The sequence below is a fragment of the Marinomonas profundimaris genome (genome assembly GCF_000508165.1).
In the GTDB taxonomy this organism is placed as follows: domain Bacteria; phylum Pseudomonadota; class Gammaproteobacteria; order Pseudomonadales; family Marinomonadaceae; genus Marinomonas; species Marinomonas profundimaris.
The window spans coordinates 100,714-127,565 of record NZ_AYOZ01000061.1; the positions used below are offsets into that span (position 1 = coordinate 100,714).

Consider the following 26,852-nt stretch of genomic DNA (forward strand, 5'->3'; position numbering starts at 1 on the left):
TCCTAAAATGTCAATGTCGCTTGATAACCTGTGTACTTGCGAATATTTATCACCCCAGTATCGAGCATCCAATATTGGCCTTTTATGCCCATTAGCGTGCCTTCAATAAGTGGTGTTTTTTCTGCATTAATACTGGTGACTTTGGTCGGATATTCCAAAACAGGATAGTTGAATTCGTGGGTTTCATTTTCATCGGATAAATCCGTGATGGATTGCAGCCCAAATTCCCGCTGCAGTGAATCCAGCCCTTCATAGAGTTGTCCAATAAGACGCTCTTGCTCAAACTCTAAATCCATTTCAATGGATGACCCTTTTAGCATGTTGCGCCAATTTGTTTTGTCTGCTACTTCTGATTTAAACAGGGTTTCCACTAAACCAGACATTCTTCGATTTTGGACGCGAAACAAGGCCCGCGCTTGCGTAGCACCCTGATCAATCCACCTCGTTGGTAATTGGTCACCACGAGTAATACCCACTTTTAAGGCGGATGAGTTGGCCAAATACACGTAATGGCTCTGCATACAATATTGCTCAGCCCATTCTGGTTCACGACAAGTGCCCAAGTGATAATGGCACTTTTCAGGACTCATGATACAAGCATCACAAGCGGCTAACTTACGAAAGCAATTGAAACAAAAACCTTGGCTAAAGGATTTCTTGGTCACTTTCCCACAATGAGTGCAATGAATAGTGCCATCAAGGTTTAGGGTGATTTTTTTAGAAAGCAGATCATTCACTGCGACTCGCTCACCACCCAAATCAAGGTAATACTGAACCTGATCATCAACCACTTCAGTCGACATTTTTTTTAAGTTGCCTTGCAACATCAAGCTTGCCCCTCAGGACCTTCGCCAACCCATTTTATGGTGTCATGCTCATCGGCCGCTTTTTTACTGCCTTTGCCTTTGTGGTCTTTTGTGTCGATATAGCCAACACGATCTTTTTCTTCTTTATTGCTGTAGTCGTAAGTAATAACAGCCTGCAAGCATAATTCCGTTTGATCCGGCGTCAAACGAACACCATTTGGCCATTTACCAAGCTCGACTGCTTGCTTCAATTTTACGTAGACTTCAGGGGACATGTTGTCGATCATTTCTTTAAAATTCATTTGTTCTCTCTCTACGTTTACGCTGTTATTTATAGACATTTTTACGGGATTTGGTGGCTACCCAATAGACAAGTCCAAGCAACAATCCTGATAACAACCCAATACTGTGTGCGGTATTAGCCATACTGCCAAGCCCAAGCATTTCTGGAAAAGGCGTATAACCAACAGCAAGCCAAACTACAAAAAAGACCATTAATTGCTTATTAATAATGACTGGCCAGTGTTTATTCAAATGAGGCAATAACCATGCAAACCCAATTAATCCGTACACCACACCAGACAAGCCTCCAAACAAAGGATAGCCACTTATTTCATACTGGAGAACATTGCTTAACACAGCAATAATAACGACACCAAGGCTCCAAATAATCGAACCTAAGATACGCTCAAGCTTTCGGCCGATGTCCCAAATCCATAAAGTATTAAAAACAAAATGCAGTACGCTAAAATGCAGTAAGGTTGGCGTAAATATTCGCCAATATTCCCCTTTGGACATCACCTCAGATAAATTATAAAAATAAATGTGTCCATTTTTGATATCGAACGGACTGATCGAAAAATAGCCTACCACACTAAAATCAGCCCCCAATTGAGTGAACAAGGCAACAAACAGGGTTAATAGCAATAACCCAACCGTCATAGGCGATAATTTAATTTGTTGTAAAAGACTCGATTGCGAGATGACCTTCGAAGAACGTGCTGGCTTTACTTGATGCAATAAAGACGGATCGTCTCGCCAGATGGCCATAAGCTGTTCTATGGTTGGTATTTGGCTTGGATCCAGCACCCATAATTCATTATGGTCTTGGTTGAAAACAATCTGATGTGCCACTTTGTGATGCCATAACGCATCGGTTAACCCCTTAGGGTCTTCTGTTTTTTTAAATTGATAAACAAAATACATAGAGACCTAAAGAGGATACCTTTTCAATAGAATACAAAACCGACATCGTACTGCGAAAATTAAGAGCGATAGCTAGATTGCCAGCCTAATTTGTCACGACACACATTATAAAAATCATGGTTTTTAGGGTGTATTAATCGTATGCCGCCCGCTTTTTTAGTGATGTTAATTTCATCACCTGGCGCCGCGGTAATATTTAACTGTCCATCACAACTGACGCTTGGATAAGTCAAGTTTGACTCGCACACCACAATTCTAATTTTTGCATTGGCGTCAATCACAATCGGTCGATTACTCAACGTATGTGGGTGCATCGGAACCAAAACCAGCGCGTCTAATTTCGGCAACATGATAGGGCCACCAGCAGATAGAGCGTAAGCGGTTGAACCCGTTGGTGTAGCAACGATTAGACCATCGGATTTCTGATTCATAACAAATTGATCATCAATGAACAAATCAAAACGAATCATTCGTGCTGATTTTCCGGGGTGCAATACCAAATCATTTAAGGCGATGCCCTCACCGCTTGGTCGATTCTGACGCTTGATTTTTGCTTCGATCATAAAGCGCTTTTCTTCTTGGTATTCACCACGAAAAATAGGGTCTAGTTCTTCTTGTAAATTGTGCGGAGAAATATCAGTGAGAAAACCCAACGTACCTCTGTTGATTCCCAGAACAGGGATATCGTAATTACAGATTGCTCTCGCAGCGCCCAGAAAACTGCCATCACCGCCGACCACCATGACCATGTCACAATGATCACCCAGCTCTTTTAACAACGCCGAGTCGACTTTAATGCCTGGCATCATCGTCGCTAACTCGTTTTCTAAAACTGGTGCAATATTCTTTTCTTGGAGATATTCCATCAGTTTCTTGACCGTATCAAGAATCTGCGGTTTATCTAATCGAGCAATAATACCAACACGTCTAAAAAGACTCATGTGTCATTCTCTTCCCGTCTGTCGATCTAAACAAAGCAACCCACTTACGTGTTTTCAAAACGGTTTTTATTATTTATGTGGGTTTACATAAGTAGGCAACTTTAACATGAAGAAGCCCGTTTTCGCTATCTCGTTAGGATGCTACAAAAGGATTACTGTCTAATGAATACCCCCTCCAGCCTTGTAGCCCACCAGTATGAATAAATAATGTACGCCGATGAGGCCAAGTTCCTGCTTCCATTGCCATAAAAATCCCAAACATACTTTTGCAGGTGTAAACCGGATCAAGAGGAATATCAGGGTTGCTGTTTGCAAATTCGACCATGAATTCGTTCAATGCCGGGCTTCTTTTTGCATAACCGCCTTCATGTTGCTCACAATGAAAAACGAAATTATCCGCTAGCGATTTCTGCGGACCTTCCTTAGTAATTGGACACTCCACGTTTAAATTTGTGGCTTGATTCAGTATTTCGTCTTTCTGACGTTGTGCGCCTTTCAGGGCACTAACCACATGCAGCATGGGTGTTTTTGAATAGGCTAATAATCCCGCTGCTGTTGTTCCTGTTCCTGCTGAAACGACCCATGCATCATGAGGTTTTGTGAGAACGTCTATCTCTTGCGCCCAATCTCGACAACCCAACGCACCCAACAATCCCCCACCCCCTTCAGGAATCCAATAGATGTTGTCATAAAGGACATTAATCATACTGGTTACTTCAGAATCTGTGCCCAGTCGATAATCAGAACGTGATGAAGGCCATAACTCAACGCCATTATTTGCAAGATCTTTTAAAGTAGGCGAAAGCGCTGGCTGCAGCTCCCCTCGAACGACAGCGATGGACTTAAACGGCGTAGACGCCAGTGTTGAACCAAAAGCATGAAGGTGATTTGAAAAGGGGCCACCAAATGTCGCGATAGCCGTCGCGTTTTGTTGTTTAGCCGCCTTTATGTGATGTTGTAGCTTATGCCATTTATTGCCTGGTGCATCTGGGTGCTCCAGATCGCCACGATAAATAGCCAGCTCATAATGAGAAGAACCTAGGCAAGAAGGAGGAAGAACGATCGATTGAATAATGGCCACTAAATAAACCCAACTTTATGAAAGCCTGTAATGAAAAGAGAATAACATATTAATAATGATGATTACGGATGAGTGACTGCGCCATCAAATCCTGAACTCACAAACACGCAGTGGGGTTATCACCGAAATTCACTCGATAAATATCACGTCATTGTCTGTTTCTTTGTTACCATCAGCGCACTCATCATTTGTGGAGATGATACATGATTCCAACGCTATCCGAAGTCTCGCCCATTCAAGCTAAATACCTCTCTTTTATTGAGCAGCTGAAAGCAATAGGTTTCTCAGGCGATATTAATCTGGACTACGCTAATCGCGTAGTACTTTCGACTGACAACTCTATTTATCAGATTTTGCCTCAAGGTGTCCTTTACCCGAAAAATACCAAAGACATCCAAATACTCACCAACTTATCAAATCAAGCCGTCTTTCATGACATCGTCGTAAGCCCACGAGGCGGCGGCACGGGAACAAATGGTCAATCGCTCACGGATGGGTTAATAGTCGACTTATCCAAATACATGAATCACATTTTGGAGATAAACGTAGAAGAAGGCTGGGTGCGTGTTGAAACAGGCATGGCGATTGAGCAGCTAAATTGTGCGGTAAAATCACACGGCCTATTTTTCCCTCAACCGTTAACAACCAGTAATGGCTCTACTATTGGCGGCATGATCAGCGACGACGCCAGTGAACAAGGTTCTGTGATGTACGGCAAAACACGAGATCATGTTTTGTCCCTGAAAACCGTATTGTTAGATGGTTACCTACTTGAATCTGCCCCAATCGACGACCATACACTGGCGCTCATTCAAAGTGGCGGAGATTATTCCGCCCATGCTCACCGCATTGTCGATTCTATTCAAAAAAATAAAGCAAAAGAGATCAAAGACACCTTCCCTAAGTTAACTCAATGTCTAACAGGTTACGACTTAGCGCATATCCGCACTCATGATGGACGCTTCGATATGAACGCGGTTCTTTGTGGCTCGGAAGGAACATTAGGTTTCATTATTGAAGCAAAAATTAACCTTTTAGCGATACCAACTCACGCTGCTTTAGTGAATATTAGATATGACAGCTTTGAGGGGGCATTGCGACACGCAGGTGACTTACTCTCAACTCAACCAACGTCAATTGAGACCATTGATTCTACCGTACTCAATCTGGCTAAAGCTGACAGCGTATGGCATTCGGTGACGGAGTTTTTTCCTACGCTAGCTGGTGAAAAATACCAAGGTGTTAACCTTATCGAGTTCACAGGCAACAATGAGCAGGACGTCGCTGAAAAGATTAAATTATTAACAGACAATCTGGATATTTTACTGGTGCAGGACGAACGCAGTGCGTTGGGCTATACCATTGCAATGGGTCGGGAACAGGTTAATAAACTGAGTGCTTTGCGGAAAAAATCGGCCAGACTGTTATTAGATAAACATAAAACAGACATTAATCCTGAATACACACCCGCTTTTTTAGGCGACCTTTACCCGAGTTTACAACAGATTAAAGGCGCTTTTGACCCTAGAAACCAATTAAATCCGGGTAAGATTGCCACACCGTTTGAGTTCGGTGCCAATTTAATAAAAACCGAAAACGTATCATTGCGCAAACAGTTCAACCATGAAATTTCAGCAAAGAATCGTGATTATTTTAAAACGGCCCTGAGTGATAGCAATCATGACGTAATGTCCACTTCATGGAAAAACTCGAGAGATCGTCGCTATTCGCCCAAAGGTCGTGCGGCGTTAATACGTGAATGGTTAAGAGCTCTAAGCGAGCTGGGCGTAGACACAAAACAAGCCAGTAAAAGCGCCAAAAATAGTCGTGCCTTGATCAACTTCATTCCTCGAATAAAAAACACACTAGAAAAGCGTCGTGGTGTATACGATTTCTCGCATGAAGTACACGATGCGATGACGGATGGCGTGACAAACACTTACTGCACAGAAGATTACTCAAGCAACATAGATGAGACAGAATACCGAGCCAAGTTCTTTGAATTATATTACAGCCGCTATCTTCGACCCGTTAAAGATTATCTAAAGGGGTTTGTAGAATTCAGTACGCCGTTCATCGCACTTCTCCCTAAGCCTTATAATTGGCTGATAAGTCAGCGATGGATCAACACACTCAGTAATAAATATATCGGATTGATAAATAACCCAGAACTGAGCGTGCTCAACCTTAAGAAAGAGATGTCTCGTCGTGGGATTCGATTAGCTACACCACTGGCGATTGAGTCACTCAGTCCAAAAGACCGTTCCCGTGCTGTCATTGTCGTGCAGGATGTGTTTACCAGCTACTTCGAAACACAACTGGTACTGGACACCATGGAAGCGTTGAGTCGACTTGGCTTTCAAGCCTATCTTGCCCCTTACCTACCAAATGGCAAGCCACTTCATGTTCATGGCTTTTTAAAAGCGTTTAACAATACCGCGCGTAAAAACCTAGACATGCTACAACGATTATCATTTTATGGACTGCCTTTCATTGGCATTGATCCTTCAATGACACTGACGTATCGAAATGAATACACCAAATCCTTCGGAAAAAGCCGTCAAATACCCAAAATCCATCTAATGCAAGAATGGCTGATGAAAAAGAGTGAACACCTCAAAAAGCAGCCTTTAGCGTGTGATCATTCGACCTATTATTTATTAACTCATCGTACAGATAATAATCACTCGTCACCGGCCATTCAGGATTGGCAGGAAATTTATCGTATTCTTGGGTTGGCATTAAGCGTTCAACATATCGACTTTGACGACGTAGAAGAAATGTATCTGAATGAATCACCGCATAAAGAAACGTCAATATATGGTTATGATCGCACTTTAAAAAATACAATCACCAAATCAAGGTTACTCGGAAAACTTGTCTCCACCAGCTATTTCAACCGAAGCCAAGTAAGGCAATGTTATAAACTGGATATCTCTCACCCCATACAAATGCTGCTGAAACATTTAAGAGAAGCCAACGTCGATTAGTACGACTACAACACATTATTTTAATGACTGAGACATTCGAGTCATTTTTACATTTAAGGGACACCATGAGTCACCAGAATTTATTACACGACAGCGCCGACGAGCTTGGACCAATACGCATTTTTGATGATGGACAATATCGTATTTTGTCCTTCGCCGAAGGTGACGAACAGAGCCGAATTCGTTTATCAACACCACACATACTTCAACACGAATACACACAAGCGATGATGTTGCCTTTGTTATTTTGTGAGCCTAAACGTGTCTGTATTTTAGGTCTTGGTGGCGGAACCATGCTAAACGCACTCCATCATACTGTCCCAGCGATTCATATTACGGCGGTTGAATTGCGTCAAGAAGTCATGGACGCCGCGGAAATGTATTTCAAGCTCCCTACTGGAAAGCGCATTACATTAGACGTTGCCAATGCCATTGATTACATGGCAGAAGGCTTGCCCAAAAAGGTCGACTTATTGATGACAGATTTATACAACACCGAAGGAATGGATCGAGCCGTTTTGCAGGCCAGTTTCATAGAAAACTGTGCGCGAAATATCAAAGAAGATGGCTGGTTAGCGCTTAACTGCTGGATAGATCAAAAGAACAACCAAACGCTCACCGACATCATTAAGAAGCATTTTAATGATGTACGCGCTTTAGACACCGGAACAGGAAATTGGGTGATCATCGCCGGTAAGCGAAAAAATCAAAGCAACATTAAAGAACTTAAAGCCGCCGCACAAAAACTGAGCGATAAAATGGGATTCCAATTAACCAAATGGCAGTCTCGATTATCTGAGATCTAAAAACCGACAAGAGATACAAAATATAGAAACAAAAATGCCGCTTTTAAAAGCGGCATTTTACATGGCTGGAAACGCTTAATTATTTAGCACATTGTCGACTAATGCTTTTGCTTCCGTTTCCAATTTGGCGAGATGTCCTTCTGATACAAAGCTTTCTAAGTATATTTTATACACGTTTTCAGTGCCAGATGGTCTTGCTGCAAACCAACCGTTTTCAGTAGACACTTTTAAACCACCAATTGCTGCGCCATTGCCTGGCGCATGCGTCAATACAGAGGTAATAGCTTCACCCGCTAGCATGGTCTGCGTCACATTTTTTGTGTCCAACGCGCCTAACAATGCTTTTTGGGCCGACGTTGCCGCCACATCAATTCGCTTGTAATACGGCTTTCCATATCGTTCAACTTGCTCATCATACAGCGCTTGAGGGTCCTTCCCTGTTACAGCGAGTATTTCCGCCGCAAGCAACGCCATAATGAACCCATCCTTGTCTGTTGTCCAAACGGTGCCGTCTTTACGAAGAAAAGACGCGCCTGCGCTTTCTTCGCCGCCAAATGCCATAGAACCTTCAAACATACCTTCTACATACCATTTGAAACCCACAGGTACTTCGCAAAGCTGACGACCAAGACCGCTCACAACCCGATCTATCATGCCGCTGGATACTAGGGTTTTACCGAATTGAATATCTTGCGGCCAATCCATTCGATGTTGCGCTAAATACTCAATGGCGACAGCAAGATACGCATTTGGATTCATCAAACCTGATGATGCGCACACGATTCCATGTCGGTCATAATCTGGGTCATTGCCCACCGCAATATCAAAATCATTTTTGAGTTTTAACAAACCTTGCATTGAATAGGGAGAAGAGCAATCCATTCGAATACGGCCGTCTTTATCCAGAGGGACAAAGCGAAACGTTGGATCCACCTCCAAATTCACCACGGTAATGTCTAAACCGTATTTTTGGGCAATGGGTGCCCAATAATGAATACCAGACCCACCCATTGGATCAACACCAATTCGAACCTTTGCTTTCGAAATGGCTGCCATGTCGATGACAGTTTCGAGGTCGTTTACATAGTGCTCAACGTAATCGAATGTTTCGATCAGCCCACTATGCTGCATTTCTTCACTGGAGAAACGTTTAACGCCTGTCAGATGGTTTTCTAATAATGCATTGGCTCTTTTGGCGACCCAATCGGTAATGTCTTTGTCTGCCGGTCCGCCTTTTATTGAGTTGTACTTAATGCCGCCATCTTCCGGTGGATTGTGAGATGGCGTAATGACAACGCCATCACTTAGGTCTTTTTGCGTGTTGTTGTGCGTAATAACGGCATGAGAAATAACAGGTGTTGGCGTAAAACCACCGTTGAGCTGAGTACGAACTCGAACCCCATTCGCGGTAAACACACTCAACGCCGTTTGAAAGGCGGCTTCAGAGAGAGCATGTGTGTCTTTGCCTAAATAAAGTGGACCAGAAATGTGTTGTATTTGACGGTATTCTGAAATGGCTTGAGTAATAGCTAGAATATGATCTTCATTAAAACTGCTTAGTAATGCGCTACCACGATGTCCGGAAGTACCGAAACTGACGCGCTCATCTGGGTGCGTTGTAACGCGAGGTTTTTTTAAAAAGTACGCGGACATTAGCTCTGGTAAATTTACCAGAGATGTATGCGGAGCAAGCTGTCCTGCTTGAGGGTGAATTGCCATATTGTGAGCCCTGTTAAGTCTTTGAAACTGATGCAATCAGTCTCCCTTAAATCCATTACAGTTTCAATGACTTAACAGAGTGAAATCGGGGGTTAGCGTTTTCGTAGTATTAAACTGCCGATCGAATAACCCGCACCGAAAGAACAAATCACGCCGATATCTCCTGCGGCCAAATCCACATGATATTTTGCAAAAGCAATGATTGACCCTGCGGAAGCGGTGTTGGCGTATTCATCCAGTACAACAGGCGCCTCTTCACGTGTCGCATCACGCCCCAATAACCGCTTACTAATGAGCAGATTCATATTGATGTTGGCTTGATGTAACCACCAACGCTTTAAATCTGAGACTTGGATCCCCTCACTCAGCAAATGCTTTTCAATGTGGTCTGCCGCCATGGGGCACACCTCTTTAAACACCTTACGTCCATTTTGATGGAAGAGCTTGTCTGCTGAATACGGATCTTCATCCGTAGTGCGCGTGGTGTAACCAAAATTTGAGCGAATGTTGTTCGAGTAGGACGTCACACACTTCGTACTTACCACATCAAAGGCGTGTGCTGACTTACAAGTGTCACTGCTTTCTATTACGACCGCCGTCGCTACATCGCCAAAAATGAAATGTGAGTCTCGATCCATGTAATTGACTTGTGGCGACGTAAGTTCTGGGTTGATGACCAACACGCCTTTCGATGTTCCAGCTTTCACGGCATCAACCGCTCGCTGTAAGCCAAACGTCGCAGCAGAACAAGCAACTAACATGTCAAAACCGAAGCCTTCAACACCCAAAGCCGCTTGCACTTCAATCGCAATGGCAGGATAGGAACGCTGAGTGTAAGCACACGATACGATGACCATGTCAATTTCGTCGGCAGTTTTATTCGCCGCTATCAGGGCCTTTTTGGCCGCTGCGATTGCCATCTCAGCTTGATGCGACACTTGCTCGTCGTCTCTCACCTCTAAGATTGGGCGCATGCGATGTATATCCAGCGCGCCTTCTTTTGAATAGATATAGCGGCTTTTAATACCAGAGGCCTTTTCTATGAATCCCGCGCTAGAAAGCGGCTTTGCTTCAATCTCTTCTGCTTTAATAGCGGCTGCGTTTTCGAGATTAAAATGTTCCGCCCAAGCGTTATAGCTTGTCACAAGTTCTTCATTACTAATACTGTGTTCTGGAGTCCATAAACCGACCCCACTAATGACGACTGAAGAATTCATTGTATTCACCCTTTTTTATTCTTTTAAATAGACGCTTTAAAAATAAGTTATCTTGTAAAGTATAGATGAGATTGTGGACGACAACGGCGACTCAGTCCACACTTTGTAATAACAACACGCAAATGTCATTCGAATTGGTTATATCAATACACAACAAATTCAATAAAATTTGATCATGGGATTCACAACTGAGTGATTGTTTTTATAGAATAAACAAGGATTTTAAAGGGTTCAGTGGATGTTAGAGCGAAAAACAATGAAACGAAAGCATATGCCAAATAACAACGCGCTGATTTTATCTGGCGGTGGCGCCCGGGCGGCTTATCAAGTTGGCGTTTTATCCGCTATGGGCAAGATGCTGCCAAGACATTCTCAATTGCCATTCTCCATATTATGCGGCACTTCTGCAGGCGCATTGAACGCCACCATGCTGGCATCTTATGCAGGCAACTTCTCTAGAGCCGTTTCTTCTCTTGCCTTTGTTTGGCGACACTTAACACCGGATCAAATCTATACCGTGGGCCGCTGGCCAATTGCGACGTCGCTAACCAAAACCTTGTTATCGCTCTTTCATATTCACAACCATGACCGCTCTATAGCTCTCATGGATAACACGCCATTAAGTCAGCTTTTAACCAATTACCTTGATTTTTCCAAGATCAACACCGCCATAGACAACAATCAGCTTAAAGCCCTTGCCATTACCGCAATGAGCTACAGCACTGGCGAATCAACAACCTTTTTTCAGGGTGTGGACAATCTTCAGCCATGGAAGGGAAACCGACGAAAAGGCATAAGAGCAAACTTAGGTGTCGATCACTTACTGGCATCCAGTGCTATTCCAACCATTTTTCCTGCGCACAAAATACAAAATCATTATTATGGTGATGGAGCCATTCGCCAAAAATCCGCCATATACCCAGCGCTTAAGCTGGGAGCTGATAAACTCTTCATCATTGGCGTTAGTGGTAACAGAAGCCCAAAACAATGGGCTGCGCCAGATACTGAAATCGAGACCAGCGCGCCAAGCATGGCACAAATCCTTGGACAATTACTAAACAGCGCCTTTATCGATAACCTGGAAGACGATATTTCTCAATTGGAAATAATGAATAATCTTATTAAAGATCTTCCACAAGAAAAGCGTGCGCTACATCAGAACCTACCCACTGAGACCTTAATCATCTCTCCATCCGAAGAGCTCAATGAAATTGCCCATCATCATCTTTCAACCTTACCAAAAAACATTCGTGTTTTACTGAAAGCGGCAGGCGGTTCAACATCTGAAAAAATCAGTTCGGCGGCCAGCTATCTGCTGTTTACACCAGAATATTGTCGAGCGCTGATGGATCTAGGTTATAAGGATGCGATGTGGGAAAAAGATAGGATTCTCGCGTTCTTTGAGAACAACGCTTAGATATGGACGTGTTTTTGATCTGTAATAGATTGAGAGTCTGCTGTCCATGACGTTAGTCTCGGTAAATTTTTAACCCCAAGCGTGCTGCACAGTTCAATTACACCTTTCTGCAAAACAGCACAGGAAAGAAGTGCGGTCATTTCGGCAGGATAGGACTCTTCTAACCGGCGCATGAGTTGGGCTGTCACGCCCTCGCTTGGTTCAATAATTTCACAGCCCTTTCCTAGCGCTTGCTCAAATAGATGCTTTACCAAGGGATAATGCGTACAAGCCAAGACCAAGGTATCTACTTTTTTTTCCAGCATAACATCACACAGCGCGTGAATCGTGTGTTTAATCTTTACCTCACTTTCTGGCCAAGCATCAATATCAAAGGCTAAGGATTGACTGGACATGATAAACACTTGACTGTCTGCTTTCCAAAGATCAATAAGTTGATTAAGACGTTTACTTTGAGCAGTCACTGGCGTGGCCAAAACAGCCACATTACGCTGTTTACTAATACGAAAGGCGGGCTTCACTGCTGGCTCCACGCCAATTACAGGCAAGGATGTGCTTTCCCTGAGTGCATCAATCGCGGCAACGGTCGCAGTATTGCAAGCCACCACAATGGCCTGAACGTTTTCTTTTTCAAAAAAACGTCCAACTTTCACCAACCTTTCCTGCAACTGGGCAATGGTTTTATTGCCGTACGGCGCAAAATCATCATCGGCTAGATAGACGAGATCGAGAAAAGGGTATTTTTTGCGAATTGCATTGAGGATGGTTAACCCCCCCGCGCCAGAATCCATCACACCGATTTTCAATGCGATGTCTCCAAAAATACGTCTTTTTTAGAGGCCCGTACAGGTAACTGCACGGGTTCTCTTTCTAATTCAACGCCATACAGCGCGTAAACAGAGTGTTTGATATTGTCTTCCAACGCTAATAGCGCATCTGCCTTGCTCTCAGAATAGTTAACCAATACCAATGCCTGCTTTTCATAAACACCCACGCCTTGGTGCTGCTTACCTTTCCAGCCAGCTTGATCAATCAACCAACCAGCCGCCAATTTATATCCGTCTTCAAATGGAAATGACACAAGATTTGGAAAGTGTTCTTTTAACGTATTTCGTTGAGATGTACTGACAATTGGATTCTTAAAAAAACTTCCTGAATTGGCCAATACATTCGGATCTGGAAGCTTCTCATTTCTTACGTCACAAACCGCTTGGAAAACATCGGCTAAGCTAGGCTCACCCTGAATACGATCAGACAAACCGCCATAGCTGAGCAATAATTCGGCTTGCTTTTTTAATGACAATTCAACGGAAGTAATAAGTAACGTGTCCTTCCATTTCCCCTTAAAATGACTGTCTCGATAAGCAAATCCACAATCTCGGGCATTGATCCAATACACATCACCAGTGCATTTATCAATCACTTGAACACGAGCAATCACGTCCTTGACCTCAACACCATATGCACCAATATTCTGCACTGGTGCAGCACCAACCGTGCCAGGAATCAGGGCAAGATTTTCAATACCAAACCAGCCTTCATTCACTACGTACTTAACCACTTCATGCCAATTCTCACCCGCGGCCACGGTTAGACTGACTAAATTTCCTACCTGCTCTCTTGCGCTCATGCCAGCCAATCGATTAATAATCACCAGACCCGGAATACTGGCTGAAATCAATAAATTACTGCCTCCGCCAATCATCGTAACTGGTTGATTGAAATGCTTCGCCCAACGAAGCAGCACCTTCAAAGAATCCAGCGTCTCTGCAATGGCAAAATATTCAGCATGGTAATCGAAACGGAAGGTGTTATATGTTGCCAAAGAAACATCGGTTTGAATGGTTTCTTCTATACTGTTCGCAAAAGTATCTAAGGTATTAAATCGCATCTTCATTGACTGACTTAACGTTCTCTTCGTGGATTAAGGTGACTGACAAATGCGTCTGCAACGTCAGTAATATGCTCTCGCATGTGAACAAAGCCTTCTTCGCCGCCGTAATATGGATCTGAGATTTCACCTAATGCAACACCTTCGGAAAACTCACCAAACATAACCAACTTAGCCGAGCTATGCTCTGGTTGTATTTTCTTAAGATCACTTAGGTTTTCTTTATCCATAGCAAGAATCCAATCAAAAGAGTCAAAGTCTGCAATTGAGACCTGTCTGGCTTTTTGTTGGCTGATATCAATACCCATTTGCTTAAGCGCGGTAATGGATCGTGAATCTGGAGAATTTCCGACGTGATAGGCTGCTGTTCCTGCGGAATCGAGCGCTAAGGAAATCGAATGTTTTGACGCCACAAACTCTAAAATACCTTGTGCGGCAGGCGAGCGACAAATATTACCAAGGCACACCGTCAGCACTTTGTACGATCTCACTTTGCAGTGCCTGATTCTAAGCGCTCTTCCGCGGTTAGCGTACGCGCTTCTGTTTCCAAAAGGACAGGAATGCCGTCACGAACTGGGTACGCCATACCGCCGACTTTGCTGATTAACTCAGTGCCGTCTTTGCTTAACGTAAGTGACGCTTTTGTCACAGGGCAAACAAGAATGTCTAATAAGTTTTTATTCATGGGGAGTGTCCATTTTAATTAAGTTTAATTTTTCTAAAAAAGCACGCTGAAAACCCAAAGGCAAATCCAGAGAGACGGGTAAGTACCATGCATTACTATTTGGTAATAACAGAGACTGACATTTAACCGCGTCTTTTTCCGTCATGATAACCGCCCCACTCATGGGAATATCCGACACCACAAAAGAATGATGGTCTGCAAACCATTGATGGCTAGCATCTTCGTATTTCAACCCCAATTCTTTTAGCGTTTCGACAAAACGCTCAGGGTTTCCAATACCAGCCATCATATGCCATTTTTTCCGGTCGACAAATGCGCTATGACAATCTAATGTTTTAGATCCATCCAGAGACACCAAATTGGTTGGAATCAACGGCGCCAATGTTATTGGCAAATCCAGCTTTATTAGTGATGGCGTCATTCTGTCCGAAACACTCACGACAAAATCGACGTCTTTTAATCTTTCTACAGGCTCGCGCAGTGGACCAACAGGCAATAAGTGACCATTGCCAACGCCTCGTTTGGCGTCAAGCATCGCAATTTCAATGTCTCTGTTTAATTGGTAATGCTGCATGCCATCATCACTGATGATGATATTGACGTCTGTCGTTGCAAGAAGGTGCTTAACTGCTTCAGCTCTTTTAGCAAACACCACCATAGGGCAAGCTGAACGGCGAGCCAGCATCACAGGCTCATCACCAACCTCATTTGCCAAACTGTTCGGATACACATGAGTCGGGGTTTGAATTTTTACCCCATGGCCTCGTGAGACAATTCCTGGTCGATAACCTTCCTCCGATAGTAGCTTGCACAAAGCCACCACCATTGGTGACTTTCCTGTACCACCAATGCTTATATTGCCCACAACGATGACAGGAACAGGGGCTTTATAAGCCGCATCAGGGTTGGCTAAAAATACCTTCCTCTTATTCAGAACCGCTTTTCTAATCAACGGCTGGAGTGGGCGAAATACATGAGTCCAACCACAAGAGCCATACCAAGCACGATTAAACAATGACTCTACACTCACTGAGCGGGCTCTTTTTGTGCGGTATGAGCCAGTTTTGTAATACCAAGACTCGCTGCTGCGTCATACACTCGCAGCACCATATCATAAGAGGATTTTGCATCGGCAGTGATAATCAGTGGCCGAGTATTGTCACCTTTAGTGACTTCTTTTAGCCCCTGAATTAACGTGCTGACTTTCTCGTTGATAAGCGTTTGTCCGTTTATCACGTATTGTCCGTCCGCCGTAATGACCAGCTCGACATTTTTTGAACGATCAGTGCTAGGAGCATTGGAAGTGGCCGTCGGTAAATCAATGGTCAGTTCTGTGCTTTGATTGAACGTAGTGCTGACCATAAAAAATATCAGGAGTAAAAAGACAACATCAATCAATGGCGTTAGATTAATCTGAACGTCATCTATTTTCTGACGACGAAATTTCACTGTGCAACCCCTATTTTTTCTCGATCACCGTGCAACGCATCGACTAATTTCGTGGATTGTTGCTCCATAGTAACAACCAACTCGTCGATTCGACGACTAAAGAAACGATGGAAAATTAACGCTGGAATAGCGACACCAAGCCCAGCAGCCGTGGTAAGTAACGCTTCTGATATGCCTCCGGCCAGCAATGCTGTATTGCCCGCCCCACTTTCCATCAAAACAGAAAATACCTTGATCATTCCCACGACGGTGCCTAACAAACCAAGCAAAGGGGAAATCGCAGCAATGGTTCCTAGTGTGTTCATAAAACGCTCTAATTCATGAATAACATGACTTGCGGCTTCTTGAACGCTCTCTTTCATCGCACTACGGCCGTGCTTTGAATTCAGAAGTCCGGCTGCAAAAATGGACGCTAAACCAGTTCGAGTTTGCATGGAACGAATGTAATCAAGGGTCATTCTGTCATCTCGTAACCGAGTCATCACATCGGATAAAAGGCCATTTGGTGCAACGCTCGCTTTACGGAGAGTCCAAAAACGCTCAATAATAATGGCAAGTGTAAGGATAGAACAGGCCATCAAAGGCCACATGAAAAAACCACCAGTTTGAATAAAGGCTAACACGTTACACTCCATTTTAAGTTTGCAGGTAATTTAACACACTCTCAAACTTTTCAACACGTTTGCAAGTGTCAGATTTCATGAGAGAAAACGAATAAATACAGGAGGAATGACGCAATAAAATAAGATTGTTTCTAAAGTAAATCTCTAAATTTTCGTCATCAGAAACAACCACCCAATTTATACCCAGAGCAGCAAGCATTCTACGAGTATTTTCAGCCACCTCATCTTTTAGCACAACCCAATTTACGTCATGCACTATTAGCATTTTAGAGGTGAGTTCAGATAGATTGTTCGGGGCTAAAAAATAGCCTCCTTGCTTAATCGATAAATAAGTATCCAGTTTTAATCTTTCGACATCTTCCCCTACCCAGCTATTCATTAATAAGACTTGGCCAGCCTCAATTAAGACAAGCTTATTGTTTTTATTAAGCAAGATTAAATCGGCATTGGTAGTATGAAAAATTATTGAAGAAGAAAACAACACACACCAAACCCCCATCGCACCGCCGACACCCCGCTTCAAAGGGCTTTGGTAAACCCAATAAACCACCAATATCAACATTAAAGAGCGCGCCACACCGCTGTGAAAATGTTCAAACTGCAACAGCGGTAACTCAAATGCAGCACGCTCCATAAATTGCACCACAAGATGCAGAAGCCTGTCGAGAAACTCATAACTGTAAGTAGATCCAAAAACCAGCACTTCAGCACAGGACACAAGTGCCCATGGAAACCATAAAAACGCCGCGAACGGAATAAGAAGCAGATTGATAAAAATAGACACGCTGGAAATGGCGTCCTGCCAACCCAGGATCAATACCATTGACGCGGTACTCAGCATGACTTGCACCATAAACACACGAGACCATTTTGCTGAAGCCTGACAATATCCTATTAATAAATACACCATGCTAAAAGACAGCCACAAACCTGGGCTGAGCACCGTTCTTGGTTCGAATAGCAACACAAGCCATAAAGCAAAAGTAAGAATTCCAAATGGTGATAGTTTTAAAGCCAGCACTCGTGACAATAAATAGACGCTGAGCATGATTGAGGCTCTCACGACGGGTTCGCCCCAATTCGTTAAATAGGCATAGGCAATCAACAATGGCATCACAACCACCGCATCACAATGCCAGCGTGTCACACCAGAAAGAAGTATTTGGTCAGGCAGGAATCGCCAAACCATACCACTCACCCATCGACCAATGGCAAACATAAAGCCTGCATGCAAACCAGAAACAACAAAAAGATGCGCCAAACCGAGCGTCCGAACAATCCAAGTGTCTCGCTCGCTCCATAAATCATCTTGCCCTAACAGCAATGCTTTTGAAAAACGCCATTGAGAAAAAGAGCCTAGCGCATGGTCGAGCTTCTCCAGCAAACGCCCCCTCAAAGAATAAGGCAGCGCCAATCCACGCGGTACCTCAGTAGAAAATCGAACCGTCAGCTGTGCCGATTGCCTTTTGATGTAGAGGTTTTTCTCCCACCAACTTCCTGCTTTATTTGACAACAAAACGCCAGTTACGACGGCACGATAGTGAGACTGAAGTAAGGCTTCTGCGTTCAACCGAGAAGATGAGGATGCAATAGAGAACCCATCCACAGTTCGCCGTACGCCATCCTCTTGAAAATACACCAAACGCACAAACGTGCTATCCGATAAGGTTTCTTGGCTTAACTCGCCAGCCGAAATAGGAATCAATTTTTTACTTTCAAAATCAACAATTAACGCATCACCAACGACAAACGGGACATTTGAAGCAGTGATAAATTCATGTAAAAGGATGGAAACAAAGGAGAGAAGCGTCAAAAACAACACTATCGGCCGCTTTGACCATATTAAGTAGAGACACACCAGAATGATGTGCGTAGAATACACCCACAAATAATCGCTCGGCACCAGAATGGCGCCCATCAATATGGACAAACTACTTAGTAACATAAGACCTCCTTGTCTTAAATTGCTAAATTATTTTTTACCTGATTATGCCGAAGAATTATCTAAAAAAATTCATACCTAACCCAGAGAAACTTAAGCAGAGCAAAGCTTTAGGTCTATTAGGCTCACAGATTTATGAAGCCAATTTATGGCACTTAAATCGAAAATCTGTCGCTCGCGCTTTCTTTAATGGTTTATTCTGGGCATTTATTCCAATGCCATTTCAGATGCTTGCCTCTGCATTGCTTGCGATACCATTACGAGCAAACATTCCACTTTCAATCGCTTTGGTGTGGATCACAAACCCTATTACTATGCCTTTTGTATTTTATTTTAACTACAAAGTGGGCTCATTAATTCTTGGTTCTCATCACGAAAAGAACTTCAAACTGTCGGTTGAATGGATCTGGGATAAAATGGAGCATATCTGGCTACCACTTTATGTCGGTTCAATTGTTTCCGGGCTCATTGCTGGCGCCATCAGCTATGCGCTCATCAGCATATTATGGCGATTACATGTTGTAAAACGCTGGAAAGAACGAAAACTCCGTATTAAAAAATAATCAAATAAAAAAGCCATGATAAATCATCATGGCTTTTTTATTTACGAATCACATCTCTGCTGACTTCAATGGCATCAAAGATCCTTGAGACAATCGATAAGCAGAATCCATCCAGCTCAACATTTTTTCATCATGAGTAACAACAAGAAACGCCATATCGTAAGTCACTTTAAGTTCATTAATCAGCTTCTGAATATCTAACGACGTCGTCTCATCTAGGTTGCCGGTTGGCTCGTCCATCAACACACATGCTGGTCGATTCGCCAACGCTCGCGCAATGGCAACACGCTGTCTTTCTCCGCCCGATAACTGCGAAGGTTTATGATTTAAGCGATCTTTTAACCCCACCTGCCCCAACAGTTCTTCGCCACGCTTCTTGGCTTCTTTTTTACCCATGCCTGAAATCCACATTGGCATCAATACATTTTCTAATGCAGAAAATTCAGGGAGCAAATGATGAAACTGATAAACAAACCCCATTTCTTTATTGCGCATTTTGGATCGTTTGGCGTCTTTCATGCTTGACCAAGAAACATTAGCCAGCTTTACATCGCCAGTTGTCGCCAAATCTAAACCTGCCAACAAGTTAAGTAATGTTGTTTTCCCTGATCCAGAAGAGCCGACAATAGCGCAGGCTTGCCCTTTCAAAAGCGTTAAATCAATGGCGTGAAACACATCAACCAACTTTTTACCGTCCTGATATTGCTTAGACAGCGCACGACACTCTAATACAACTTGGTCATTCATAACGCAATGCCTCCGCTGGTTCCACTTTCGAAGCTCGCCAAGCAGGGTAAATTGTCGCAGCGACCGTCATGATGAAGGCGGATATGACAATAAGCTTCACGTCAGACCACTCCAACTGAGAGGGCAAATAATTAATAAAGTACACGTCTGAACTCAAAAACTGAACGTTCAATAAGGTTTGCATCGCCGCAATAATTTCACTCACATTGAGCGCTAAAGTAACACCCAATACCACTCCAATCAGTGTGCCTAACATGCCAATAAACATACCCTGAACAACAAATATCCACATAACCTGACCAGACGTTAAGCCCATTGTCCTGAGGATGGCGATGTCATTGCGCTTATCCGTAACCACCATGACCAAAGTAGAAACAATATTGAATGCCGCCACAGCAACAATCAATAACAGCAATAAACCTATCATGGTTTTTTCCATTTTAATGGCTTGGAAAAGATTACCGTGGGTTCGAGTCCAATCACTCACTCTGTTCTGACCTGGAATGGCGCGAGCAATGTCCCAGATGCGGGAAGGCGCCAAAAACAAATCATCAAATGAAATGCGCAGCGCTTCAACAGAATCTGCCTTGTAACGTTTTAATTTAGCCGCGTCTTTAATATTGATGTACGCAAGACTGCTGTCCAGCTCTGCACCAACTTCAAAGGTACCAACGACCGTAAAGCGTTTCAGCACTGGTGCCACACCCGCAATAGAAACATTTGCCTTGGGTAAAATAGCCGTCACTTTATCACCGATATCGACACGCAACATTTTCGCCAGCTGAGCGCCTAAAACAATACCGAATCGAGTGTCATTGAGTGCATCCAAAGACCCCGAGGCCATGTTGTCATCAATGATGGAGACTTTCTTCTCCATCTCAGGGTTGATGCCATTTAAGATTGCACCATGGACACTGGCACCCGACTGAAACATGACTTGCGCTTGAATATGTGGAGCAACGCCAATCACATTAGGCATTTTTTCAACCAGTGTGGCCGTGTTGCGCCAATCCTCAAGCACTGGCCCACCCCATAATGTTGCGTGAGGCACCATACCTAAAATTCGTTGACGTAATTCTCGGTCAAAACCATTCATGACAGATAAGACAGTAATCAATACCATGACGCCAAGCGCAAGGCCGGCAATAGAAGAGAAGCTTATAAAAGAGATAAAATGGTTGGAACGTTTTGCCCGGGCGTAACGTAAGCCGATGGCAATAGGAAGGAAATTAATCAATGTATATCCTTATATGACAAGCTTTCGTGGCAAAAATGGAGGAGCAAGACTCCTCCATTATGGACTAAGTGCCAATACGCTTATGAGTCGAAATCAATGCCTATACGACGACCTACATCCTCGTAAGCTTCAATCACGCCACCTAAGCCTTGACGGAAACGGTCTTTGTCTAATTTTTCTTTGGTTTTGGCATCCCATAAGCGACAACCATCAGGTGAAAATTCATCACCCAATAAAACCTCGCCTTTATATAGACCAAACTCCAATTTGTAATCAACCAGAATCATGCCGCCTTCAGCAAAAATCGCTTTTAATACATCATTTACCTTGTATGTAAGGATTTTTGCTTTTTCAAGATCTGCTGCTTTTGCCCAGCCAAATGATTCAACATGCGATTCATTGATCATTGGATCGCCTAATGCATCATTTTTCAGAAATAGCTCAAACGTTGGCGGTGTCAGTGTCACGCCTTCTTCAACACCTAGACGACGACACAAACTCCCTGCCGCCACGTTTCGAACGACGCACTCAACAGGCATCATATCCAGGCATTTAACCAGTGAATCCGTATCGCTCAACAATTTTTCGAAATGCGTCGGAATACCAGCTTCTTGTAGTTTGGTCATGATGAAAGCGTTGAACTTATTGTTCACCATGCCTTTACGGTCAAGTTGCTCTATTCTTTTGCCATCAAATGCTGAGGTGTCATCACGAAATACTAGAACCATCTTGTCAGGATCATCTGTACGAAATACAGATTTTGCCTTACCTGCATACAGCTCTTGTCGTTTTTCCATTGGAGGGTCTCCGGTTTTCTTTTATGAGGGGTTAATCTTAATTTAATTTACAAAGCGCTGCGCCAAATGGAACGACGTCACTTCAGGTGACTCCATTGCAGATACATCGATGACTAAGAAATCACCCGCTTTTTGATGCGTAATTTTGTAAGTGTATTCACGCTCTTCCCAACTCACATCGTCTAAGTTACGACGATAGACATTGAATAATTTTTGTTTTTCTCCATTCCCGACAGGAATATTGAAATCAACCACGTCACCAATTCGAGCTACATCTTCTGGCGGTACTGGGGAAAGCAAATAATCTGAGTCTGGAATCAAATATATACCCGCCGCACTCAAAATGGTTTCGAATTCCGATGCAGATACCTTGTTGCCAAGGCGAATGGCATAAATGCCTTTGTGATCTACCCAAACTGGGAATGAAGCAGAATCTCCACGGTTCGATAAGTACGCGGAAGATTGATTTAATTGACGCCCCATTGTTCCCCATAAGCGAACCGCAACAGAATAAGCGTCATCGTTTTGAACAGGACTTATCCAATTACTTGGCTCAACACCTTGCTGTTCATCACGGAACTGCACGCTGACCAATGTTTTTCCTTCCATTTCACTAAAACGAAATGAGAATGCCGTTTGAGCCGGATGCAAGCGCGTAATGCTACTCCACAATGATGCCCACCAACCTTGTGGATGAAAATCAAATGGAACACTCGTAATTTGATCGTCTGTTTGTGTCGCTACCGATGTACCTGCACCGTGTAAAGCGGTGAGAAAATCCGTCACGATACGTTTTGTTTTTTGTTTTGTCGCTGGAACCAAGTACTCAATAGCATCGTCCTGTTCCGTTACTTCGACAGCCACCATTGGGTAAAAAACAAATGGGGCTCTTGGAGTCGTAAAAGGGGTGGCCGTTTCTAAGTCAGCAATATTGGATTCATTAGGAATGACCAAAACATCTTTTGACTCTGTCGACCCGGCTGGCATTTCCAATGCAGAAGCAACCGGTTTTTCGTTCTGATAGTCATCTGAATGATCGGTAAAAAACATGCTACAACCAGACAACAATAATGTGAGCGATCCCGCCCCCATTAACTGCAATGCAAACTTATTCATACTAATAAAACTCCAGCTTCTATCATGGCTTGTCGAACGGCAGAATGATGCTGTTCAGAAAGAGGTGTTAATGGTAATCGAATCCCTTCTTCGCACAGCCCTAGCTGGCTACAAGCCCACTTAACGGGTATAGGATTAGATTCCAGAAATAAGTTTTTATGAAGAGACGAGATAGTCGCATCGATTGAATGAGCTCGCTCACTATCCCCAGCCAATGCCAATTCAGCTGACTGGGCAACGGCTTTCGGTGCGACGTTGGCGGTAACAGAAATGTTACCTTTGCCACCTAGTAGCATCAATGAAACCGCCGTTGGGTCATCACCAGAATAGACAGCAAAGCCATCAGGCAACGATTTGATAAGGGCTTCACCGCGTTCTAAATTCCCCGTAGCGTCTTTGATACCAACAATATTTTTAACACTAGACAAGCGAACAACCGTGTCGTTTTGCATATCACATGCGGTTCGACCGGGAACATTATAAAGAATCTGAGGAATGTCGACGGCATCGGCAATGGCTTTAAAATGTTGAAACAAGCCTTCTTGCGTTGGTTTATTGTAATAAGGTGTGACCAGCAAACAAGCATCGGCGCCGGCTTCTTTTGCACTGCGAGTCAGATAAATTGCTTCGTGGGTTGCATTCGCTCCCGTACCGGCAATAACAGGAACTCGGCCATTAACCGTCTTTACGACTTGACGAATAACATTGGCGTGCTCTTCTGTTGTCAATGTTGAAGATTCACCCGTTGTGCCCACTGCAACAATTCCGTGAGTCCCTTCATTGATATGAAACTCTATCAGATCATCTAATTTTTTAGTATCTACAGCGCCATCTGGTGACATAGGAGTGATAAGCGCAACTAAACTACCTGTGATCATTTCGAGTCTCCGATAAAATTATAAGCGCGCCTATAGTAACGTCCAGACTCAGGTTTAACAATAATTGAGAGGCGTAAAGCCAGAGTAAATTAGCTTGAGGCCGTATTCGAAGGGATTTTTCTCTTAGCTCTTGGTAAGCTTATAGTTTTTATACTAATAACAGAATTAGACAGACCTGTTTCCAACCATGTTTTATTGAACAAAGAGTAACCTTATGACGATTGAAATTGGACAACCCGCACCCGACTTTAATGCAAAAGACCAAAACGGTGAGTTGATTACACTAAGTCAATTCAAAGGCAAAAAAGTCGTTCTGTACTTCTACCCAAGAGACTCAACACCAGGCTGCACAGCACAAGCTTGCGATCTACGAGATAACTACCAAACACTACTTGATCAAGGTTTTGTGATACTCGGCATTAGCACCGACACAGAAAAAAAACACCAAAACTTTATTGCTAAATACGACCTGCCTTTTCCATTGATCGCAGACACAGAAAAAGACGTGCATGAACTATACGGTACATGGCAACTTAAGAAATTCATGGGCCGCGAATCCATGGGAACCGTTAGAACGACGTTCATCATTGACGAAAACGGCTTAATTTCAGACATCATTAGCAAGGTAAAAACCAAAGAACACGCCGCTCAAATCTTGAATTAGAGCGCACCGCCAAAACAAGGTGTGCCTTTGTGTCACACCTTGTTTTGATTCTGATTAAATGCCGCCGCGAATTTCCTGCCTCACTTCTTCCCGATAAAAATCACGCAGTAGCGCATGAGTCTCTTTACTCAATGGCGGTAACGTAGACGCGGCCGCATTTCGAACCACCTGAGAAGAACGGCTGGCCCCTGCAATGATACTAGATACTTGCGGTTGGTCTAAAATCCAGCGCAAAGAAACATCAAGTATGTTTTCGCCTTCCGGTAGCTTCCCTTTTAGTGCTTCAACCAAACTCACCCCCTTCCCAAAAGGAATACCATTGAAGGTTTCTCCGACATGAAACGCGGCACCGTCTTTATTATATGATCGATGATCACGCTCATCGAACTTATGATCTAATGTCATTTTTCCCGATAACAATCCACTCGCCAAAGGCAAACGCACAATGATACCAACGTTATTTTTCTCCGCGACTGGGAAAAGAGACGCTATCGCATCCTGACGAAATAGATTGAATAAGATCTGCAAACTTGCAACATCTGGGTGCCCGCAGCAAAATTTAGCTTCATCTAACATTTCCACACTCGCGCCAAAATGCTTGATAATACCTTCTTGTTTTAGGTCTTCCATCCAAGCAAGAATGTCGCCAGCAAACAGCACATCTCTTGGCACGCAATGTAATTGAGCCAAATCGATTGCCTCTACCCCCAATCGTTTCGCGGAGGCTTGTAAGCTCTGTTTCACCGACGCTTTAGTGTAACCATTAGGATACAAAGCCGCGTCGCGACCAACCTTAGTGGCAATAATGGGCGGCTGCGATAAGGATTGTCGCCATTGCCCTATTCGCTGTTCGCTCACTCCGCCGCCATACACATCCGCCGTATCAAAAAAATTGATGCCACTATCTACAGCAGTTTGCAGTATTGCATTGGCCTCCTGATCTTCCACTGGACCAAAGTCATTACCCAGTTGCCAGCAACCCAAACCAATTTCTGACACTTCGTAGCCGGTTTTTCCTAATAATCTTGTTTTCATAAAACGTTTTCCTCGTTCTTTTTAAACTAATGCCATTATTAATTAATGCCACTACTATACGAGCCTTTAAACTGTTTATAATTATCAAAACATTTAATGCATTGTTTATTTAGGATTAACAATATGAGCAACCATTTACCAGAAGGCATACGAGAATTTTTAGCCGTTGTGGAAGCTCACAGCTTTTCAAAGGCGGCGGAGCAGCTCAATATTTCTCGCGCTAGAATGTCACAAATCATCAGCCGTTTAGAAAAAGACATGGGCGTTCAACTTCTATATCGATCGACTAGATCACTTTCTTTGTCCCCTGCTGGTGAGACGTTTTATCAACTTTCTCGCCAAGGCATCGACCAACTGGAACACGCGGTATTATCAGCGAAAAATGCGCACTCAAGTATCAGCGGGCAGATTAGAGTCAATGCCGTAGGCGGTTTATTCGGCGAAAAAATACTCGCTCCAATTTTAATTCGTTTTATGGAACAGCACCCTGAAATTGAAATAGAGCTTAGTTTTTCAAGTACACGTGAGGATTTAATTGAATCGCAATATGATCTGGTTGTTCGAATGGGAGCTTTACCAAATTCTAACTTGATCGGTAGAAAGCTCACCAGTTACACCAATTATCTTGTAGCAAGCCCAAGTTATATTGGGTCTATGCCGAAACTGAAGAGCCCAAAAGACTTACTGGATCATGCATTAATTAATGGCTCGGTGAAAAGGTGGTCTTTTACCAATACCATTAGTAACGAGAAGTACGAACTTCCCGTACAGGGGATATTAAAGTGCTCAAACGGTCATGTTGTTATGCTAGCAACGCTTAGCGGTACAGGCATTTCTCGCCAGCCGGCGTATTATGCACAACATGACATTCAGTCGGGGAGACTTGTCGAACTTTTACCAAACTGGACACTCCCGCCGTCTGATGTGACCTTACTTTACCCGCAATCAAGAAATATGAGCCTGAGAGTCAAAGCTCTGGTGGATTATATTGTGGAAGCCTTTAAGATAGATCACGATAGTATTTAACAGCTCTCATTTACCC

General features: G+C 43.4%; 27 protein-coding genes. 6 read left to right on the top strand and 21 right to left on the bottom strand.

The annotated features are described in order from the left end of the window. Window positions 1-2: 2 nt before the first annotated feature. The 5 genes from D104_RS35840 to D104_RS35860 form a co-directional block, all read right to left on the bottom strand. Entirely contained in the window at window positions 3-827 is an 825-nt protein-coding gene (locus D104_RS35840) for a DUF2797 domain-containing protein (RefSeq protein WP_024025506.1), read from the bottom strand. Then, complete coding sequence (locus D104_RS35845; RefSeq protein ID WP_024025507.1) at window positions 827-1,108, bottom strand: YeaC family protein; 282 nt, start codon at window positions 1,106-1,108, stop codon at window positions 827-829. The genes D104_RS35840 and D104_RS35845 overlap by 1 nt, the downstream gene beginning before the upstream one ends. A 25-nt stretch (window positions 1,109-1,133) precedes the next feature. After that, the gene (locus tag D104_RS35850; RefSeq protein WP_024025508.1) at window positions 1,134-2,012 is read right to left on the bottom strand and encodes a rhomboid family intramembrane serine protease; all 879 of its coding nucleotides are present in this window, start codon (window positions 2,010-2,012) and stop codon (window positions 1,134-1,136) included. 59 nt (window positions 2,013-2,071) lie between these two features. Further along, window positions 2,072-2,953 (bottom strand): NAD(+) kinase, encoded by an 882-nt coding sequence (locus D104_RS35855; RefSeq protein WP_024025509.1) that lies wholly within the window; start codon window positions 2,951-2,953, stop codon window positions 2,072-2,074. Window positions 2,954-3,086: 133 nt separating this feature from the next. After that, entirely contained in the window at window positions 3,087-4,034 is a 948-nt protein-coding gene (locus D104_RS35860; RefSeq protein WP_024025510.1) for a 1-aminocyclopropane-1-carboxylate deaminase/D-cysteine desulfhydrase, read from the bottom strand. Window positions 4,035-4,237: 203 nt separating this feature from the next. Between D104_RS35860 and D104_RS35865 the strand changes: the two genes are divergently transcribed. Together D104_RS35865 and D104_RS35870 are read left to right on the top strand one after the other, a co-directional pair. Continuing rightward, window positions 4,238-7,024 carry an FAD-binding and (Fe-S)-binding domain-containing protein gene (locus tag D104_RS35865; RefSeq protein ID WP_024025511.1) on the top strand — a complete coding sequence of 929 codons (2,787 nt, stop codon included), beginning with the start codon at window positions 4,238-4,240 and terminating at the stop codon, window positions 7,022-7,024. Window positions 7,025-7,089: 65 nt separating this feature from the next. After that, the gene (locus tag D104_RS35870; RefSeq protein ID WP_024025512.1) at window positions 7,090-7,830 is read left to right on the top strand and encodes a spermidine synthase; all 741 of its coding nucleotides are present in this window, start codon (window positions 7,090-7,092) and stop codon (window positions 7,828-7,830) included. Between the two features lie 75 nt (window positions 7,831-7,905). On the opposite strand, the gene pgm is transcribed toward D104_RS35870, so the two are convergent. After that, complete coding sequence (pgm, locus tag D104_RS35875) at window positions 7,906-9,549, bottom strand: phosphoglucomutase (alpha-D-glucose-1,6-bisphosphate-dependent) (protein WP_024025513.1); 1,644 nt, start codon at window positions 9,547-9,549, stop codon at window positions 7,906-7,908. Between the two features lie 92 nt (window positions 9,550-9,641). Beyond that, the gene (locus tag D104_RS35880; protein WP_024025514.1) at window positions 9,642-10,766 is read right to left on the bottom strand and encodes a beta-ketoacyl-ACP synthase III; all 1,125 of its coding nucleotides are present in this window, start codon (window positions 10,764-10,766) and stop codon (window positions 9,642-9,644) included. Between the two features lie 256 nt (window positions 10,767-11,022). Between D104_RS35880 and D104_RS35885 the strand changes: the two genes are divergently transcribed. Continuing rightward, entirely contained in the window at window positions 11,023-12,183 is a 1,161-nt protein-coding gene (locus tag D104_RS35885) for a patatin-like phospholipase family protein (protein ID WP_235075969.1), read from the top strand. On the opposite strand, the gene murI is transcribed toward D104_RS35885, so the two are convergent. Genes murI through D104_RS35925 form a run of 8 tightly spaced genes read right to left on the bottom strand, consistent with a single transcriptional unit; the run spans window position 12,180 to window position 18,776 of the window. Further along, entirely contained in the window at window positions 12,180-12,989 is an 810-nt protein-coding gene (gene murI / locus D104_RS35890) for a glutamate racemase (protein WP_024025516.1), read from the bottom strand. The two genes, D104_RS35885 and murI, sit on opposite strands and share 4 nt — an antisense overlap. Then, window positions 12,986-14,080 (bottom strand): UDP-N-acetylmuramate dehydrogenase, encoded by a 1,095-nt coding sequence (murB, locus tag D104_RS35895; RefSeq protein ID WP_024025517.1) that lies wholly within the window; start codon window positions 14,078-14,080, stop codon window positions 12,986-12,988. Before murB ends, murI begins: the two co-directional genes overlap by 4 nt. An 8-nt stretch (window positions 14,081-14,088) precedes the next feature. Further along, window positions 14,089-14,565, bottom strand: coding sequence for a low molecular weight protein-tyrosine-phosphatase (locus D104_RS35900; RefSeq protein ID WP_024025518.1), 477 nt, complete (start codon window positions 14,563-14,565; stop codon window positions 14,089-14,091). After that, window positions 14,562-14,759 carry a Trm112 family protein gene (locus D104_RS35905; RefSeq protein WP_024025519.1) on the bottom strand — a complete coding sequence of 66 codons (198 nt, stop codon included), beginning with the start codon at window positions 14,757-14,759 and terminating at the stop codon, window positions 14,562-14,564. Before D104_RS35905 ends, D104_RS35900 begins: the two co-directional genes overlap by 4 nt. Then, window positions 14,752-15,789, bottom strand: a complete 1,038-nt coding sequence (lpxK, locus tag D104_RS35910; protein ID WP_024025520.1) for a tetraacyldisaccharide 4'-kinase — start codon at window positions 15,787-15,789, stop codon at window positions 14,752-14,754. The genes D104_RS35905 and lpxK overlap by 8 nt, the downstream gene beginning before the upstream one ends. Next, on the bottom strand, window positions 15,786-16,208 hold the full coding sequence (locus D104_RS35915) for an ExbD/TolR family protein (RefSeq protein WP_024025521.1): 423 nt from the start codon (window positions 16,206-16,208) through the stop codon (window positions 15,786-15,788). Before D104_RS35915 ends, lpxK begins: the two co-directional genes overlap by 4 nt. Continuing rightward, window positions 16,205-16,831 (bottom strand): MotA/TolQ/ExbB proton channel family protein, encoded by a 627-nt coding sequence (locus D104_RS35920; protein ID WP_024025522.1) that lies wholly within the window; start codon window positions 16,829-16,831, stop codon window positions 16,205-16,207. The genes D104_RS35915 and D104_RS35920 overlap by 4 nt, the downstream gene beginning before the upstream one ends. Before the next feature lie 13 nt (window positions 16,832-16,844). Further along, a complete protein-coding gene (locus tag D104_RS35925; RefSeq protein WP_024025523.1) occupies window positions 16,845-18,776 on the bottom strand; it encodes a ComEC/Rec2 family competence protein in 1,932 nt (643 codons plus the stop codon). A gap of 44 nt (window positions 18,777-18,820) precedes the next feature. Between D104_RS35925 and D104_RS35930 the strand changes: the two genes are divergently transcribed. Further along, on the top strand, window positions 18,821-19,336 hold the full coding sequence (locus D104_RS35930; RefSeq protein WP_024025524.1) for a DUF2062 domain-containing protein: 516 nt from the start codon (window positions 18,821-18,823) through the stop codon (window positions 19,334-19,336). Between the two features lie 48 nt (window positions 19,337-19,384). Here the strand turns inward: D104_RS35930 and D104_RS35935 are convergent, their stop codons facing one another. The 5 genes from D104_RS35935 to dapA all read right to left on the bottom strand — a co-directional run bounded on the left by D104_RS35935 (window position 19,385) and on the right by dapA (window position 24,111). Beyond that, a complete protein-coding gene (locus tag D104_RS35935; protein ID WP_024025525.1) occupies window positions 19,385-20,083 on the bottom strand; it encodes an ABC transporter ATP-binding protein in 699 nt (232 codons plus the stop codon). After that, window positions 20,076-21,320, bottom strand: a complete 1,245-nt coding sequence (locus D104_RS35940; RefSeq protein WP_024025526.1) for a lipoprotein-releasing ABC transporter permease subunit — start codon at window positions 21,318-21,320, stop codon at window positions 20,076-20,078. The genes D104_RS35935 and D104_RS35940 overlap by 8 nt, the downstream gene beginning before the upstream one ends. Before the next feature lie 80 nt (window positions 21,321-21,400). Continuing rightward, complete coding sequence (purC, locus tag D104_RS35945) at window positions 21,401-22,117, bottom strand: phosphoribosylaminoimidazolesuccinocarboxamide synthase (RefSeq protein ID WP_024025527.1); 717 nt, start codon at window positions 22,115-22,117, stop codon at window positions 21,401-21,403. Between the two features lie 42 nt (window positions 22,118-22,159). After that, entirely contained in the window at window positions 22,160-23,233 is a 1,074-nt protein-coding gene (locus D104_RS35950) for a hypothetical protein (RefSeq protein WP_024025528.1), read from the bottom strand. Continuing rightward, window positions 23,230-24,111, bottom strand: coding sequence for a 4-hydroxy-tetrahydrodipicolinate synthase (gene dapA / locus D104_RS35955; protein ID WP_024025529.1), 882 nt, complete (start codon window positions 24,109-24,111; stop codon window positions 23,230-23,232). Before dapA ends, D104_RS35950 begins: the two co-directional genes overlap by 4 nt. 214 nt (window positions 24,112-24,325) lie before the next feature. Here dapA and bcp point away from each other — a divergent pair, with 214 nt between their 5' ends. After that, entirely contained in the window at window positions 24,326-24,775 is a 450-nt protein-coding gene (gene bcp, locus D104_RS35960) for a thioredoxin-dependent thiol peroxidase (protein ID WP_024025530.1), read from the top strand. A 54-nt stretch (window positions 24,776-24,829) separates the two neighbouring features. On the opposite strand, the gene D104_RS35965 is transcribed toward bcp, so the two are convergent. Continuing rightward, entirely contained in the window at window positions 24,830-25,810 is a 981-nt protein-coding gene (locus D104_RS35965; protein WP_024025531.1) for an aldo/keto reductase, read from the bottom strand. A gap of 123 nt (window positions 25,811-25,933) precedes the next feature. On the opposite strand from D104_RS35965, the gene D104_RS35970 reads away from it, so the two are divergent. Next, window positions 25,934-26,836, top strand: coding sequence for a LysR family transcriptional regulator (locus tag D104_RS35970; protein ID WP_024025532.1), 903 nt, complete (start codon window positions 25,934-25,936; stop codon window positions 26,834-26,836). The last annotated feature ends 16 nt before the right edge of the window (window positions 26,837-26,852 follow it).